Origin of the sequence: Oceanobacillus saliphilus, assembly GCF_023522835.1 — a bacterium.
GTDB classification, from domain to species: Bacteria; Bacillota; Bacilli; order Bacillales; family Amphibacillaceae; genus Oceanobacillus; species Oceanobacillus saliphilus.
In genome coordinates this window covers 82460-98495 of sequence record NZ_JALCZU010000009.1, presented here as the reverse complement: position 1 = coordinate 98495, position 16036 = coordinate 82460, and the positions used below count along the sequence as shown (strand labels likewise).

Here is a 16036-nt window from a genome sequence, read left to right as displayed (position 1 = left end):
TGCCATAGTTAATAGCTGCATGTATCTACATGTAAAAAACTCTTATTCATTAAGAGTTTTTTATTTTCGTAACAAACTTTAATACATAAAGGAAGTGCAGGATGATGGAGTATGAAAAAGTTATTATTGTTGGCGGGGGACCTTGTGGGATGTCCTGTGCCCTGGAATTGAAAAAGCATGGAATCAACCCTTTAATCATTGAAAAAGGAAATGTCGTCAATACGATCTATCATTTCCCCACTCACCAAACATTTTTCAGTTCGAGCGACAAACTGGAAATTGGGGATATGGCTTTTATAACAGAAAATCAAAAACCCGTCCGTAATCAGGCACTCGCATATTATCGTGAAGTTGCAGAGAGAAAGGAACTTCGCATGAATACCTATGAAAGAGTGACAGCAATAACAAAATTAACGGGACAATTTTCCATTTTCACCGAATTATTCAATGGGCAGAAAAGAACTTACACCGCTGATAAGGTAATTATTGCGACAGGGTATTATGATCAGCCAAATTACTTGGAGATTCCCGGAGAAAATAAAACGAAAGTCATGCATTATTTTAAGGAGGCCCATCCTTATTATGATAAAGATGTAGCGGTAATTGGCGGTAAGAATTCAGCTGTGGATGCTGCGCTGGAACTTCATAAAGCTGGCGCCAGGGTAACGGTTTTTTATCGGGGAGAAGAATATTCAAAAAGTATCAAACCATGGATCCTGCCCGAATTTGATTCCTTGATAAAAAAAGGAAGAATAAACATGATTTTTCATTCTCATGTCACAGAAATAACGGATAATGAAATTCATTATACAGTAGACCGTAAAAAAGGCACGCTAAAAAATGATTTTGTTTTTGCGATGACCGGATATAAGCCTGATTACTCACTGCTGGATATGATTGGGATTGAGTTTGATAGATCGACTGGAAAACCCACACATAACCCTGAAACATATGAAACAAACATACAAGGTGCATACATAGCAGGGGTAGTAGCAGCCGGATACAATAATAATGAAATTTTTATAGAAAATGGCCGCTTTCATGGAGAGGGAATAGCAAAATCAATTAGGAAAGGATAGCAGAAACTTCTGCCATCCTTTAGATTCATTCATATTTCAAAGAGATCTTTTAATACCTTCAGATTTTGTGTCTTTTCAAGAGCAATCAATAATTTGATTCTTGCTTTTGGGCCTGATACCCCTCTTGCGAAGATGACACCCATTTCTTTCAATTGTTTTCCACCACCATCGTAACCATATGTCGGCTGTACAACTCCCTGGTAGCATCGAGAAACAAGAATGACCGGTATATTTTCGGCTATCATTTTCTGTAAAGGTTCAACTGTTGTTTTCGGCAGATTGCCCTGCCCGAGCCCTTCAATAACGAGACCATCTGGATTTGCCGCTTTAATAGCATGGAGAAGATGGTCATCCATTCCTGCATAGGCTTTTAGTAAAAAAACTTTCTTTGATATGTCTTTAATTGGGTGTGTGGGGTGGGAAAGCACTGTACGATGAAAGATGATGGAATCCTTTGTAACCATTCCGATAGGTCCAAATTGTGGACTTTGGAATGTTGCTACATTACTAGTGGAAGTTTTCGTAACATTTTCAGCAGTATGTATTTCATCGTTCATTACAACAAGTACACCATTGCTTTTTGCTTCATCTTGGATGGTGACTCGAAGTGAACTGATCAGATTGTACAGTGCATCTGAACCAATTTCATTACTGGATCTCATCGCTCCTGTTAAGATAACAGGCTTGTTCGTATGAAGCACCAAATCTAGGAAATAAGCAGTTTCCTCCAATGTATCTGTTCCGTGTGTCACAATAATTCCATCATATGTTTCGATTACCTCATTTATTTTTTTCGCAAGTTCAAGCATATGTTTAGGAGTGATTTGCGGAGAGGGCAAATCGAATAATATATGTTCATCAATTTCTGCATACAATTTAAGTTGATCAGACACAGCTGTCAATGGATGCATCTCAGTAGAATTAACTTCCCCGGTTTCCTTGTTTTCAAGCATGGAGATTGTTCCCCCGGTATGTATAATCAAGACACGTTTCATTCATGTCACCTGCTCTCTTTTTTCTATTTCCAATATCGATACTTAATGATACGATAAAAGTACTGTAATTGGAAAGAGGTATGTAATGATGATTGCAATTTTATCTGCTGGAATAGCTCCCATAGTTGCTCTGATGTCTTTCATCTATCTGAAAGATCGAATTACAGAACCAATTCCATTGATTATGAAAACATTTATTTTTGGGGCTTTATTGGTATTTCCAATTATGTTTATACAATACGCCATTGCCAATGAGCAAATAAGCAATAGCATTTTTATCGAATCATTTTTTCAAATTGCATTATTTGAGGAGTTTTTTAAGTGGTTTATTTTTTTATTTGCCATTTACCATCATCCAGAATTTGACAATCATTATGATGGAATTGTATATGCTGTTTCAATTAGCTTAGGCTTTGCATCTGTAGAAAACATTCTCTATCTATTAACAAATGGAATTGAGTATGCCTTTTGGAGAGCTTTCTTTCCTGTTTCTTCACATGCATTATTCGGTGTTATTATGGGATTTTATTTTGGTAGGGCGAAGATGAATTCCGGCAATAAAAGCCTGAATATAGCAGTTGCATTTCTCTTCCCGTTTATATTACACGGAATATATAATTATATCCTTAGAAGTTTTACAAATAGCTGGTTTTATGTGCTCATTCCATTTATGATTCTGCTTTGGATGCGAGCATTGCATCGAATGAAAACAGCCAATGATTCTTATATAAGTTCCTATGATATTCATAAAGAACAAAAACACCTGTGATTGAAATAATTACAGGTGTTTTTTTAATTAAATCAGCAATCATGAATAAAAAGGGTAATTACACAAAAAATAGAACTGCAATTCACTAGAGATGAACAGGAGGAAAAAGAATGACCTATCGGAGAGTTGCCTTTTTACTCATGATTATATGTTTCTCATTGGCTGGGCTGCAAGGAGAGTCATCTATAAAAACAGTAAACGCCTTCAGTGAACAGGTAATCCAGCACGGCGCAGTTGGAGATGATGTGATTGAGTTGCAGTCGAGGTTACAATATTTAGGATTTTACAATGGAAAAATTGATGGCGTATTTGGCTGGGGTACTTATTGGGCTTTAAGAAATTTCCAATATGAATTTGGAATGGAAATTGATGGTCTTGCCGGGCAAGCTACCAAAGATAAACTTGTAAAAGCAAGTAATTATGATGAGGGATATGTAAAAGGAAAAATTAATAAAGGAAAGGACTTCACTCATTATGGAGGTGTCGATCGCACAGGGACACCAGCTGATCCCCAAGCAGAAACTCCTGAAGAAACTGCTGGAGAAGATGTGACTGCAGTAAATGTTCCGCAAGGCTACTCACAAAATGACATACAATTAATGGCAAATGCAGTCTACGGTGAAGCTCGTGGTGAGCCATATGAAGGTCAGGTCGCAGTTGCAGCTGTAATCATAAACAGAATTGAGAGTCCTACTTTCCCCAATACAGCTTCAGGTGTCATTTTTGAGCCGAGAGCGTTTACAGCTGTAGCGGACGGTCAAATATGGCTGACACCGAACGAAAGAGCAAGGGAAGCAGTTCTCGATGCAATAAACGGATGGGATCCATCAGGGAATGCAACGTATTATTTCAATCCCGATACTGCAACATCCGGTTGGATCTGGACGAGGCCTCAAATCAAGAAAATTGGCAAGCATATATTCTGTAAATAGAAAGGTGTGAGTAATAGATGGTTCGTTGGATACTAATCGGAGTACTTTCATTGGCGTTGGTCGGTACTGGTTTTTGGGGTTACAGGGAGCATCAGGAAAAAAACGCAATCTTAATTCAGGCAGAAAATACGTATCAGCGTTCTTTCCATGAACTAAGTTATCATATGGATCTTCTGAATGACCAGATTGGTACTACGTTAGCGATGAATTCCACTGAAAGATTATCTCCCCAGTTTGTGGAAATCTGGAGATTAACATCAGAAGCATTGTCCAATGTCGGACAGTTGCCACTGGGATTGCTTCCATTTAACAAAACGGAGGAATTTTTATCTGAAATAGGAGATTTCACCTATCGAACTGCTGTAAGAAATCTTGAGGATTCACCGCTTACTGAGGAAGAAACAGAAACGTTGAAGCAATTATACAGTCAATCCGGTGACATAAAGGACGAATTGAGACAGGTACAGCATATCGCACTCGAAAATAATTTAAGGTGGATGGACGTTCAACTCGCACTTGCCAATCCGGATGAGCAAGTGGATAACACGATTATAGACGGTTTTAGAACTGTTGAGAAGTCTGTAGAGGGATTCACAGAAGCAAATTCTCAGTCTTCTGTCATTGGAAGAACCTCCAATGATCATAAATATAAGTACTTAAATGGTCAGGAAATCAATGAACAGGAAGCACTCGATAAGAGCAAGGAAATTTTCAATGTTCAAAATGAGGATAATTTAACTATTGCAGAAAGCGGCGAAGGTTCGGATGTCCCGATGTACAGTATCTCCTATCATAATGATGAGAAAAGAGCTTATATGGACATGTCACAGCAAGGTGGGCACCCGCTAAGTATTCTTGTCTCCCGAGATATTGCTCAAAATCAAATCAGCTTGAATGAAGGTGCTGAAAAAGCCCAGGATTATCTCAAATCCTTTAATCTTGAAAATATGTCGCTCTTCCAAAGCAGTGAATATAATAATGTCGGTGTTTATTCATTCCTATACAATGAGGATGATGTACGCGTTTATTCAGATGCAGTCGAAGTAAAAGTCGCATTAGACAACGGCGATATTCTTGGTTTATCAACAAATAACTATTATATGAACCACACTGACAGGGATCTTAAAGAACCGGAAATTTCAGCAGAAGAAGCGAAAAAAATGGTTAATCCAAATGTTGACATACAGGAAGAATTTCTGGCTATCATCGACAATGATCTTGGTGAGGAAGTTTTAGTATATGAATTTCTTGGTGTATTGGACAACGATACGTACCGGATTTTTATCAATGCAATGAATGGCTTTGAAGAAAAGGTAGAGAAACTCGATGGAACAGAAATCAATTTTGCAGCTAATTGACCAATAGCTAAGGGGTACTTCTAAGCACCCCTGACAAAGCTAGACGTTTGCGCTGGACATGACTGTTGTTGAGTAAATAAATAGCTACTGGCAAATTTTTCTCCCCGCATTAGAGGACCTGACCTCCACTTCGATAATTTCATTTGTGGTGGAGGTCAACTTTCTATGAATCGATTCTGTTCATGGCGTTTAGTTTAGGTCATCCCTTTGTAGACTAACACATACAGGGAAGTGCCAAGTTTTTTACGGTATATTTTTTCTTTAGGGACTGGCAAAAAGCCTTTCCCTTTTTTTCAATTTCTGTAATAATGAGCATATAGTAGGATATAGGTCTGGGGGTCTTTAGATGAAAATAGGAACAGTGCTAAATCTCGAAGTAAAAGATATAGAAACTGGGGAAACACATGAATACCACTGTAAAATTATTGAAAAGAATGATAAATTTTTAATCATCGATTATCCGATCCATGTGAAAACGAAAAAAACTGCATTTTTCTCGAAAGGCACCTATATTACAGCAACCTTTATGGGAAAAGATCAAGCTGTTTATAAGTTTTCGTCACAGATAGCAGCAAGAATAAAATTGAACATACCCGCTTTGGCAATCACTATTCCGGATAATAAAAATATGAAACGCATTCAACGTCGTGAATATGTAAGAATCGAAACCTCACTAGATATTGCAGTTCATAGTGTGGATAATCAATTTCACCCCTTTGCGACAGTAACTTTCGATATAAGTGGTGGTGGATTGGCGGTAATCGTTCCAACAAGTACCCAATTGGAAATCGGCCAAAAGACCGATATTTGGTTACCATTGCCCATGCAAAATCAGGAATACCATTATGTTTACGGTCAAACCGAAATTGTTTTAATAAGAGAACTGAATACGAGAATGAATATGGTATCATTGAAGTTTATTTCCATAAGTAATAGCGACAGGCAAAAGATTGTAAGGTTCTGTTTTGAAAAACAACGTGAAGCACGGCAAAAAGAGCTTATTTAATTAGACCAACAAATTTAGGATATGTTATTATTAACTATATGTTAATCTAAAAAACTTGGCAGTTGCCAAGTTTTTTTAAAAGATAAGATGGAATGCGAATGGATTATAGCACGTTTTCAAATGGTCAACAGGAGGAAGGATTTTGGATTATGAACGAAAAGAAAATCGCAATAGCTATTGATGGACCAGCAGCTGCCGGTAAGAGTACAGTTGCAAAGATAGTTGCCGAAAAACTGTCATATATCTACATTGACACAGGTGCAATGTATCGAGCGTTGACATTAAAAGCGCTGAACGAAAACATCGAATTGGATAATGAATCAGCAGTCTTTCATTTGTTGTTGCATACAGAAATACAATTAAGACAAACGAATGAAGGACAGATTGTTTTACTGGATGGTACGGATGTTACAAAAGAGATACGTTTTCAAGATGTGACCACAAAAGTTTCCTATGTGGCTAAACACGCTTCAGTGAGAACGGAAATGGTGAAAAGACAACAGGACTTGGCAATAAACCGTGGTGTCGTCATGGATGGGAGAGATATTGGAACTCATGTCCTTCCAGATGCCGAGGTTAAAATATTTCTGGTTGCCTCCGTTGAGGAAAGAGCGAAACGCAGATATGAAGAAAATGTAAAAAAAGGAATTGCTTCCAGTATGGAGGTGCTCAGGAAGGAAATTGAAGAGCGAGATAGGATTGACTCTAGCCGTGAAGCATCACCTTTAATCAAAGCAAGAGATGCTATTGAGGTTGATACTACTTCCTTAACTATTACTCAAGTAGCAGAACTGATTTTGCAAGAAGTTAATATTAGCAGGTTAAATAATAATATCTAAAAGGTTCAAGGGGCGAAAAATATGAGTTTATACAAATTTGCAAGGTTTATTGTGGCATTGATACTGTATCCACTATATCGCATTAAAGTAATTGGAAAGGAAAATATTCCAAAAGATGGGCCGGTTATCATCTGTTCCAATCATATTTCCAACTTTGACCCTCCGGTAGTCGGTATCACTTCACCACGTGACATCTACTTTATGGCTAAAGGTGAATTGTTTGAAAAACCAATATTGGGTAAACTGTTATTAGGAATCCAGGCATTTCCGGTTAGGAGAGGCCTTTCTGACAGAAATGCTTTAAGGAAGGGACTTGAAATTTTAAAAGAAGGAAAGACGCTTGGACTCTTTCCAGAAGGTACAAGAAGCAAAACAGGTGAATTAGGCAAACCGTTAGCAGGTGTTGGTTTTTTTGCATTGCGTTCTGAAGCTGCGATTATTCCCTGTGCAATCATCGGCCCTTATAAAGCGTTCAGTAGATTAAAGGTTGTTTACGGTAAACCGATGGATATGGAACAGCACAAAGCATCTAAATCCTCACCACAGGAAACAGCAGATGCCATTATGCAGGAAATTAAGTATTTACAAGAAAAACACCAAAATTAATTGACTTTACTTGACAAATAATTGTAATTATTAGAAGTTATAGAAAGAATAAGTTTAAATCATTCTTACTATTTCCATTTAAATTGGATTTTGGAGTGTACTTAGGAGGGCTATGGATATGAGTGAAGAGAACAAGGATTTACAGGAATTGAAAGTAGGAGACACTGTAACAGGAACCATTATCAAATTGGAAGATAAGCAGGTTCTTGTCGATATTGGCTATAAAACAGAAGGTATTCTTCCAATTGGCGAACTATCAAGTATGCATGTTGAATCAACAGCTGACGTAGTTAAAGAAGGCGATTCAGTAACACTTAAAGTTAAAAAAGTGGAAGACGATGAAATAATCCTTTCCAAAAAAGCAGTAGATGCCGAAGCAGCCTGGGAAGATCTTGAGACAAAACACAAGAACGGTGAAGTTTTTGAAACCATCGTCAAGGAAGTCGTAAAAGGCGGACTTGTTGTTGATGTTGGTCTTCGTGGATTTATTCCGGCATCTTTAGTGGAAACTTATTTTGTAGAAGACTTCTCAGAGTATCTGAATAAACCATTAACTGTTAAAATTGCCGATCTTGACAGAGATCAGAATCGAATTATCCTTTCCCATCGTGCAGTAGCGGAAGCAGAAGCAAACGCAAGAAAAAATGATATTCTTCAATCACTTGAACCAGGTCAAGTATTGGAAGGTACCGTTCAACGGATTACTAGCTTTGGTGCATTTGTCGACCTCGGTGGTGTTGATGGGCTCGTTCACATTTCGCAATTAGCCCATGAACATGTCGCTAAAGCTTCTGACGTAGTCTCTGAAGGGGATAAAATCAACGTGGAAATCCTATCGGTTGACCGTGACAATGAGCGCATCTCATTATCACATAAAAATACACTGCCTGGACCATGGACAGATATTGAAAACCAGATTTCCGCCGGCTCTACAGTCGAAGGTACAGTGAAACGTCTTGTTAACTTCGGAGCTTTTGTTGAAATTCTGCCTGGTGTTGAAGGTTTAGTCCACATTTCGCAAATTGCCAATCGCCACATTGGTACGCCGCAGGAAGTTCTTGAAATTGGCCAAAAGGTGAATGTCAAAGTGCTTGATGTCAATGAGAAAGATGAACGAATTTCACTAAGCATAAAAGAATTGGAACAGGAACAGGAAGAAAAAGAATATAAACAATATGAAAAAGTTGAAGATCAATCTGGATTCCAGCTTGGAGACGTTATTGGTGATAAACTGGACAAATATAAAAAGTAAGAACGGTCAAGATCCCTCTTAGAGGGATCTTTTTATTTCCTAAGTAAGCTGCTCACATTTTCAATTAGTATTTTTACAATTTTAAGCCATACTACAAAAGAAATACACAATTTATAATTGTACCTGAGGTGGCTTACATGACTGAATATACGCTTTCGATTGTCTTTGGTGTGGTGATAGGGACAATATCAAGAATCATTATGCTAAAAACAGATTACAGACAGTATCCAACGTATTTACACGGCAAGATTATTCACCTTTCTTTGGGTTTTATAGCTGCATCTTTAGGTGCATTGGCAGTTCCAGCAATCATGGAAAAGGAATTCACTGCTGTTACACTGCTGACAGTGGCAGCCACCCAATTCAGAGATGTAAGGAACATGGAAAGGAACACATTGACCGAAGTGGATGGTTTTGAACTGGTTTCACGGGGAAAAACTTACATTGAGGGGATTGCCATTTCTTTTGAGAGCAGAAATTATTTAGTAATGTTCACTGGGTTTCTTGGTACGCTTTCTTATATCATGTGGAATGTATTTGTTGCTATTGTCGTTGCAATCATCTGTCTGTTTATCAGCAATAGGCTAATGAGCGGCTCCAAACTGGAGGAAATTGTTGATATAGAGCAAAGCAGAATACATTTTGATGGTGCTGGACTGTATGTGGATAACATTTATATAATGAATATAGGATTGGAAGAGCGGAAGCGGGAAATATTGAAATACGGAATGGGGTTTATTCTGACACCAAAAAATATCAATGTCGTAACAACTATTGGAAATCTCGGCCAAAGACAGGCTATTCTTCATGATGTTTCGGTTTCTTTAGGTGTGTTCAGGGATTCAGGCACCCCAGCACTCACGCCATTAATCAAACGTGATTTGGATGATGGGCGTTTAGGTGTATTTATCCTCCCACAAATTCGGGATGTTGATAAAGCCATAGCAGTTATCGGATCTGTTCCTGTACTGGAAAGTGCAGTCAGAATGCCTTCAGAATCCAAATCGTTAACAAAAAGGGGATAAGGTATAATGATGATTGAAAAAGCTATATTAGCTGTAATCACGATGAACAGACAGAAGGTTTCAGGGGGAGCACCTATATTTTTTTGCGACAATAAGAAAGAACTAGAATATGTTGCTGCCAATATCGAAGCCATTACAGATGGCATTGCTCATGCACTGAGTGAAGAAATGTTTATTATCGTTAAACATTAATAACAATTGTTAATATTACCTTCTTTTGCTAGAATGAATTAAAGTTAAGGCAAATAGACATAAAGAGAGAGGATGTCCTTACTATGAGGAAATCTGTAGTAGCAATTGTAGGAAGACCTAACGTCGGAAAGTCTACTATTTTTAATAGACTTGTTGGAGAAAGAATTTCAATCGTTGAAGATATACCGGGAGTGACCCGCGATCGAATATATGCGTCTGCCGAATGGCTGAATCAGGAGTTTAACCTGATTGATACTGGCGGAATTGAAATTGGAGACGAACCATTGCTTATTCAAATGCGTCAGCAAGCAGAGGTAGCGATAGATGAAGCAGATGTCATTATTTTTCTATTGAATGGAAAAGAAGGCATTACATCTGCAGATGAAGAAGTAGCCAAACTTTTATTTAAATCAAATAAGCCAATTGTGTTAGCAATTAATAAAATCGACAACCCGGAGATGCGTGATACGATTTATGAGTACTATTCTCTCGGCTTTGGGGAGCCATACCCGGTCTCAGGTTCCCATGGACTAGGTTTGGGCGATTTGTTGGATGAAGTGGTTAAACATTTCCCCGAACTATCCGAAGATGATATCAAGGAAGATACCATTTATTTCAGTCTTATCGGTAGACCAAATGTTGGTAAATCTTCACTGGTCAATGCGCTTCTTAATGAAGAAAGGGTTATTGTAAGTGAAATGGAAGGTACTACAAGGGATGCCATTGATACTCATTTACATAAAGACGACCAGGATTTTATCATTATTGATACTGCTGGGATGCGTAAGCGTGGAAAAGTATATGAAACGACTGAAAAATACAGTGTACTTAGAGCCCTTAAGGCTATAGAACGTTCTGATGTAGTTCTCGTTTTAATCGATGCAGAGACGGGAATCAGGGAACAGGACAAGAAAATCGCAGGCTATGCACACGAAGCAGGAAGAGCTATTGTCATTGTTGTGAACAAGTGGGATACAGTTGATACGGATGAAAAGGCAATGAAGGAATTTGAAACAAAAATCCGTGCACATTTCCTTTATTTAGATTATGCACCAATTGTCTTTCTATCGGCCAAAACGAAAAAAAGACTGCATACACTAATTCCGGCTATCAAACTTGCAAGTGAAAGTCATGCGAAGCGCATATCCACAAATGTATTGAATGATGTCATTATGGATGCCATTGCCATGAATCCTACGCCGACTGTGAAAGGCAAACGACTGAAAGTGCTCTATGCAACACAGGTTGCGGTAAAACCGCCTAGTTTCGTTGTATTCGTAAATGATCCTGAACTGGTGCATTTTTCCTATGAACGTTTTCTTGAAAATAAAATAAGAGATGCATTTGGTTTTACTGGTACACCAATTAAATTATTTGCAAGAAGAAGACAGTAGAGAGACAGGAAGTGAGATTATGGGAAAAATAGCGGTACTGGGAGCAGGTAGCTGGGGAACTGCTTTGAGCATCGTCCTTGCTAATAACGAGCATGATGTCAAACTGTGGTCCCATCGAAGAGAGCAAGTCGAACTGATAAATAGCACACATCGGAATGAAAAATACCTCGATGTGGATATTCCACCTCAAATTACAGCAGTTTATGATCTCAAAAAGACTGTTGAAGATGTGAGCGCAATTGTTGTAGTCGTTCCTACAAAGGCAATTCGGAGTGTTTGTCAGCAATTGAATCATGTTTTAACGAATCATGTTACTGTCATCCATGCATCCAAGGGAATCGAACCAGATACCTTGAAAAGAGTATCAGAAATGATCAGTGAAGAAATGGATGACTATGACTACGAAGATATTGTCGTCCTCTCCGGTCCAAGTCACGCTGAGGAAGTAGCCTTGAGACATCCAACTACAGTGACGGTTTCTTCGGTAAACATGGAAAATGCTAAAATTGCCCAGGATTTATTCAATAGTGATACATTTCGCGTTTATACCAGTCCAGATATTCTCGGCATCGAATTAGGTGGAGCTTTAAAAAATATTATTGCAATTGGTGCCGGCATTTCTGATGGTCTTGGCTACGGAGATAATGCAAAAGCCGCTCTTATGACCAGGGGCTTGGCTGAAATAGCAAGACTTGGCACATCACTTGGAGCCAACCCTTTAAGCTTTCTCGGATTATCGGGGGTTGGAGATCTGATTGTGACATGTACAAGTGTCCATAGTCGAAACTGGAGAGCTGGAAATTTACTAGGTAAAGGAAAGAAATTGGATAACGTACTGGAAGAGATGGGTATGGTAGTAGAAGGAGTCAGAACCGTTCAGGCTGCATATCAATTTGCAAGAGAGCAAGATGTGGAAATGCCCATCACCCGTGGTATATATCAAATTTTATTCGAGGAAAAAGATCCAAAAGAAGTTGTCGAACAACTGATGACACGAGATAAAAGGGAAGAAATGGATGACCTTGCAAGCTTGCTGAATGAGCGGTATTCTTAAAATTTCACGTATTTACTCCCCCTGCATATACTATGTTGAAGAACATAGCAAGGAGGAGAATGAGTGAATAGTTTTCAAAAAGGAATGTTTGATAAAATACAGAAAAACTCCAATATTAACCCGGATGATATATTCAAAGTTGCTGATTCCATTAAGAATGCTGATTTTTCCGATGAGAGGACAGTTAGAAATCTAGTCCGTCACCTAGCAAGAATGGCAGATAAACCATTATCAAAAGAAAAAGAAGATAAAATCGTTATGTCTATTGTCAACAACAAAATGCCAGGAGATATCCAATCATTGAACCAATTATTTAAAAAATAGCCATTCATAGGCAACCTGCGGATACGTAAAAGCAAAACCCTGCATAAGATAAATCGCACAAGCATTCATGGATAGAGTTGCAATGGAATTTATTTAGTCGGCCCGGAATGAAGAAGCCCCCTTCATTTCGGGTTTCGTTTGTTTGGTTTTCACTCTCTCGGTATATACACACAATATTGTGAAAACATCATTTTTATACGACCGTTTTCGACCTTATGTTATAATACCTTGTGCAAAGATAAATTGTTGGAATCAGGGGTGAATTTCGTTGTCAATTTCAATGCTTATGATGTATATTTCTTTTGTCGGGATGTTTTTATTAATTCTGGCAATTGGTTTGATCGTGTTAAGCAGACATAAGTTAAAAGGGTGGCTTGCCGGGATTGTTTCGCTTCTGGCATATATTTGTTTAATAACAGGCGGATTGATTATTCTTTATGTCGTGTTAAGTGGACCGACACGGTAGGTGGTAAGGGAGGCTATTACAAGTGAAACATACATATTTTGGCGTATTTGGTTTGTTCCTTTCTCTGTTTCTTTTGAGTGGTTGTTTATACCCTCAAAGCGAAATGGAACAAAACCAAATACCTAATGAAGAACAATTGGAAACGGTTCAACGTGCTATAGAAAATTACAAAGAAGGGGAACAAGGTTTGGTACCAATCAGGACCAAGCCAAATGATACACCAATCTTCCAAAAATACTTAATTGATTTTAATTTACTGAAAGAGAAGGGCTACTTATCAGAAGCACCTGGAAATGCCTATGAAAAGGGAGGCGTATATCAATATACATTAATCACTCCAGAAGATGACCCAAGAGTCAAGTTGATTGATTTACGCATTACAGAAGCTATCCGAAGTGTTAATGTCCAACTCGATTTCTACCGCAGTGAACATATCTACCCTGCATACGGAGAAAAAATCTCAGAAGGTGTCTATACGGTTGACTATAAAAAACTGGGCTTAGACAGTGCCCCAACAGTCGTCAGTCCTTATTCGAGAGAGAATCTTCCAATTATAATGGATGTCGATGGAAATCTATATGTAGATTATCGAATCGACTTGAACAATGCCTTAAATGAATATGACCATGAATATACCACTGGAGAGGATATACGTTATCTACTTGCTGATAATACTCCTTTTGTCCCAGCATATTCACTTCCATATACGATAGCAAACGATGAACCTGTTTTTTTGATGGAAAACGAATAAAGATATCATATTAGTTCCCTTGCAACATATATTGTTGCAAGGGATTTTTTAATTCCGGCATTTATTACATCCTAAAATGACTATTGATTTATTTATTTTATTAAAAAGACTTAAACAAGTCATATTTTAATAGGACAACATCATAGACTCATAATGTCAATAAATTGCGGGTGGTCCATATTAAAGTACGGAGATCGGGAGGGGATCTTTTGGAGAAAATTGATATTTTTAAAGATATTTCGAAACGGACAAATGGAGATATTTATCTAGGAATAGTTGGTGCAGTCCGTACAGGGAAATCGACATTTATTAAAAAGTTCATGGAGCTTGTTGTATTGCCTAATATTGAAGATGAGGGTGAAAGAGCAAGAGCACATGATGAATTGCCTCAAAGTGCAGCAGGAAGAACGATTATGACGACAGAACCTAAATTTATACCAAACCAGGCTGTGAAATTGACAGTGGATGAAGGTTTAGATGTAAATGTTCGACTTGTTGACTGTGTGGGGTATGCTGTCGAAGGGGCAAAAGGGTTCGAAGATGAAAATGGCCCGAGAATGATTAATACTCCATGGTATGAGGATCCTATTCCATTTCATGATGCAGCAGAAATCGGTACTAGAAAAGTCATACAGGAACATTCCACCATTGGAGTTGTCGTAACGACAGATGGAACAATAGGTGAAATTCCCCGAAACGATTACGAAGAAGCCGAATCGAGGGTAGTCGAAGAGTTAAAAGAAGTAGGTAAACCTTTTATCATGGTTATTAATTCCGTTAAGCCAACAAGTCAGGAAACAGAATTAATGAGACAGGACTTGTCGGAAAAATACGATATACCAGTTCTTGCAATGAGCGTTGAGTCAATGACGGAACATGATGTATACAATGTACTTCGTGAAGCATTATATGAATTTCCTGTTCTTGAAGTCAACGTTAATCTACCAAGCTGGGTTATGGTTTTAAAAGAAGATCATTGGCTAAGGGAAAACTATCAGGAAGCAATACAGACAACTGTTAAGGATATAAAAAGACTTAGAGATGTCGATCACATCGTTGGTAATTTTTCAGAATTTGAATATATTGATAAAGCAAACCTTGCTGGTATGGAAATGGGCGATGGTGTTGCCGAAATCGATTTACATGCCCCGGATTATTTATACGATCAAATCCTAAAGGAAATAGTCGGTGAAGAAATCCGTGGTAAAGACCATCTGTTGGAATTAATGCAGGATTTTGCTTTTGCTAAAAGGGAATTTGACCAAGTATCGGGAGCACTGCGAATGGTTAAGCAAACCGGTTACGGTATAGCTGCACCTACACTGGAAGATATGCAGCTGGATGAGCCTGAAATCATCAGGCAAGGCTCCAGGTTTGGCGTTCGTCTAAAGGCAATGGCTCCGTCTATTCATATGATTAGGGTAGAAGTAGAATCCGAGTTTGCTCCAATTATTGGAACTGAAAAGCAGAGCGAGGAACTGGTTCGTTATTTAATGCAAGATTTTGAAGAGGATCCATTATCAATCTGGGAATCTGATATATTTGGCAGATCGTTGAGCTCCATTGTCAGAGAAGGAATACAGGCGAAGATTTCTTTGATGCCAGAAAACGCAAGGTACAAACTGAAGGATACCCTTGAAAGAATAATCAATGAGGGATCTGGTGGATTAATAGCTATCATTTTATAATTATGAAGCAGCTTGATATAAGCTGCTTTTTAATTTGCAGATTATACATAACGTTTATTACTGCAACTAATTGACTGATAGACACTTCCACATCCGGTCCCCAGAAAAGTCATAAGCAGTCACCTACGCTTTAGTTCTACACTCAACTTTGACAAATAACCCTTGATTGAATTAAGAGGGTTGGAGATACACTGTAGCACATACTTATTACTTGTGGATTTCTACGTTTAACACTGTTAAACAGGTGAACTTATTTTATTATAAAAAAAGTTTGAGTTCTTCCTTTTTGAGTTAGGAGTCCGAGCT

At 38.2% G+C, this 16036-nt stretch carries 17 protein-coding genes; 16 read left to right on the top strand and 1 reads right to left on the bottom strand.

What is annotated here, in order from left to right; all coding sequences use genetic code 11:
* The first annotated feature begins 104 nt into the window (after positions 1–104).
* Complete coding sequence (locus MN204_RS14980; protein WP_249872000.1) at positions 105–1079, top strand: YpdA family putative bacillithiol disulfide reductase; 975 nt, start codon at positions 105–107, stop codon at positions 1077–1079.
* A 29-nt stretch (positions 1080–1108) separates the two neighbouring features.
* Here MN204_RS14980 and MN204_RS14975 read toward each other — a convergent pair whose 3' ends face one another.
* Complete coding sequence (locus MN204_RS14975) at positions 1109–2074, bottom strand: asparaginase (protein ID WP_249871886.1); 966 nt, start codon at positions 2072–2074, stop codon at positions 1109–1111.
* Between the two features lie 88 nt (positions 2075–2162).
* On the opposite strand from MN204_RS14975, the gene prsW reads away from it, so the two are divergent.
* The 15 genes from prsW (at position 2163) to spoIVA (ending at position 15730) form a co-directional block, all read left to right on the top strand.
* Positions 2163–2843, top strand: a complete 681-nt coding sequence (prsW, locus tag MN204_RS14970; protein WP_249871999.1) for a glutamic-type intramembrane protease PrsW — start codon at positions 2163–2165, stop codon at positions 2841–2843.
* Between the two features lie 140 nt (positions 2844–2983).
* On the top strand, positions 2984–3775 hold the full coding sequence (gene sleB / locus MN204_RS14965) for a spore cortex-lytic enzyme (RefSeq protein WP_249871998.1): 792 nt from the start codon (positions 2984–2986) through the stop codon (positions 3773–3775).
* A 17-nt stretch (positions 3776–3792) separates the two neighbouring features.
* On the top strand, positions 3793–5133 hold the full coding sequence (gene ypeB / locus MN204_RS14960; RefSeq protein ID WP_249871885.1) for a germination protein YpeB: 1341 nt from the start codon (positions 3793–3795) through the stop codon (positions 5131–5133).
* A gap of 346 nt (positions 5134–5479) precedes the next feature.
* Positions 5480–6139 (top strand): flagellar brake protein, encoded by a 660-nt coding sequence (locus MN204_RS14955; protein ID WP_249871884.1) that lies wholly within the window; start codon positions 5480–5482, stop codon positions 6137–6139.
* 149 nt (positions 6140–6288) lie between these two features.
* Positions 6289–6978 carry a (d)CMP kinase gene (gene cmk, locus MN204_RS14950; RefSeq protein WP_249871997.1) on the top strand — a complete coding sequence of 230 codons (690 nt, stop codon included), beginning with the start codon at positions 6289–6291 and terminating at the stop codon, positions 6976–6978.
* Positions 6979–6999: 21 nt separating this feature from the next.
* Positions 7000–7584, top strand: coding sequence for a lysophospholipid acyltransferase family protein (locus MN204_RS14945; protein ID WP_249871883.1), 585 nt, complete (start codon positions 7000–7002; stop codon positions 7582–7584).
* Positions 7585–7702: 118 nt separating this feature from the next.
* Positions 7703–8836, top strand: coding sequence for a 30S ribosomal protein S1 (rpsA, locus tag MN204_RS14940; protein WP_249871882.1), 1134 nt, complete (start codon positions 7703–7705; stop codon positions 8834–8836).
* A 137-nt stretch (positions 8837–8973) separates the two neighbouring features.
* Positions 8974–9861, top strand: coding sequence for a YIEGIA family protein (locus tag MN204_RS14935; RefSeq protein ID WP_249871881.1), 888 nt, complete (start codon positions 8974–8976; stop codon positions 9859–9861).
* A gap of 6 nt (positions 9862–9867) precedes the next feature.
* Entirely contained in the window at positions 9868–10053 is a 186-nt protein-coding gene (locus tag MN204_RS14930) for a capping complex subunit for YIEGIA (protein ID WP_249871880.1), read from the top strand.
* An 83-nt stretch (positions 10054–10136) separates the two neighbouring features.
* Positions 10137–11447 (top strand): ribosome biogenesis GTPase Der, encoded by a 1311-nt coding sequence (der, locus tag MN204_RS14925; RefSeq protein WP_249871879.1) that lies wholly within the window; start codon positions 10137–10139, stop codon positions 11445–11447.
* Positions 11448–11466: 19 nt separating this feature from the next.
* Positions 11467–12501, top strand: a complete 1035-nt coding sequence (locus MN204_RS14920; RefSeq protein WP_249871878.1) for an NAD(P)H-dependent glycerol-3-phosphate dehydrogenase — start codon at positions 11467–11469, stop codon at positions 12499–12501.
* Positions 12502–12564: 63 nt separating this feature from the next.
* Positions 12565–12825: a stage VI sporulation protein F gene (locus MN204_RS14915; RefSeq protein ID WP_249871877.1), complete on the top strand. Its 261-nt coding sequence runs from the start codon at positions 12565–12567 to the stop codon at positions 12823–12825.
* Between the two features lie 268 nt (positions 12826–13093).
* Positions 13094–13291: a DUF2768 domain-containing protein gene (locus tag MN204_RS14910; RefSeq protein ID WP_249871876.1), complete on the top strand. Its 198-nt coding sequence runs from the start codon at positions 13094–13096 to the stop codon at positions 13289–13291.
* Between the two features lie 22 nt (positions 13292–13313).
* The gene (locus MN204_RS14905) at positions 13314–14042 is read left to right on the top strand and encodes a YphF family lipoprotein (protein WP_249871875.1); all 729 of its coding nucleotides are present in this window, start codon (positions 13314–13316) and stop codon (positions 14040–14042) included.
* Positions 14043–14251: 209 nt separating this feature from the next.
* Positions 14252–15730, top strand: coding sequence for a stage IV sporulation protein A (gene spoIVA, locus MN204_RS14900; protein WP_249871874.1), 1479 nt, complete (start codon positions 14252–14254; stop codon positions 15728–15730).
* The last annotated feature ends 306 nt before the right edge of the window (positions 15731–16036 follow it).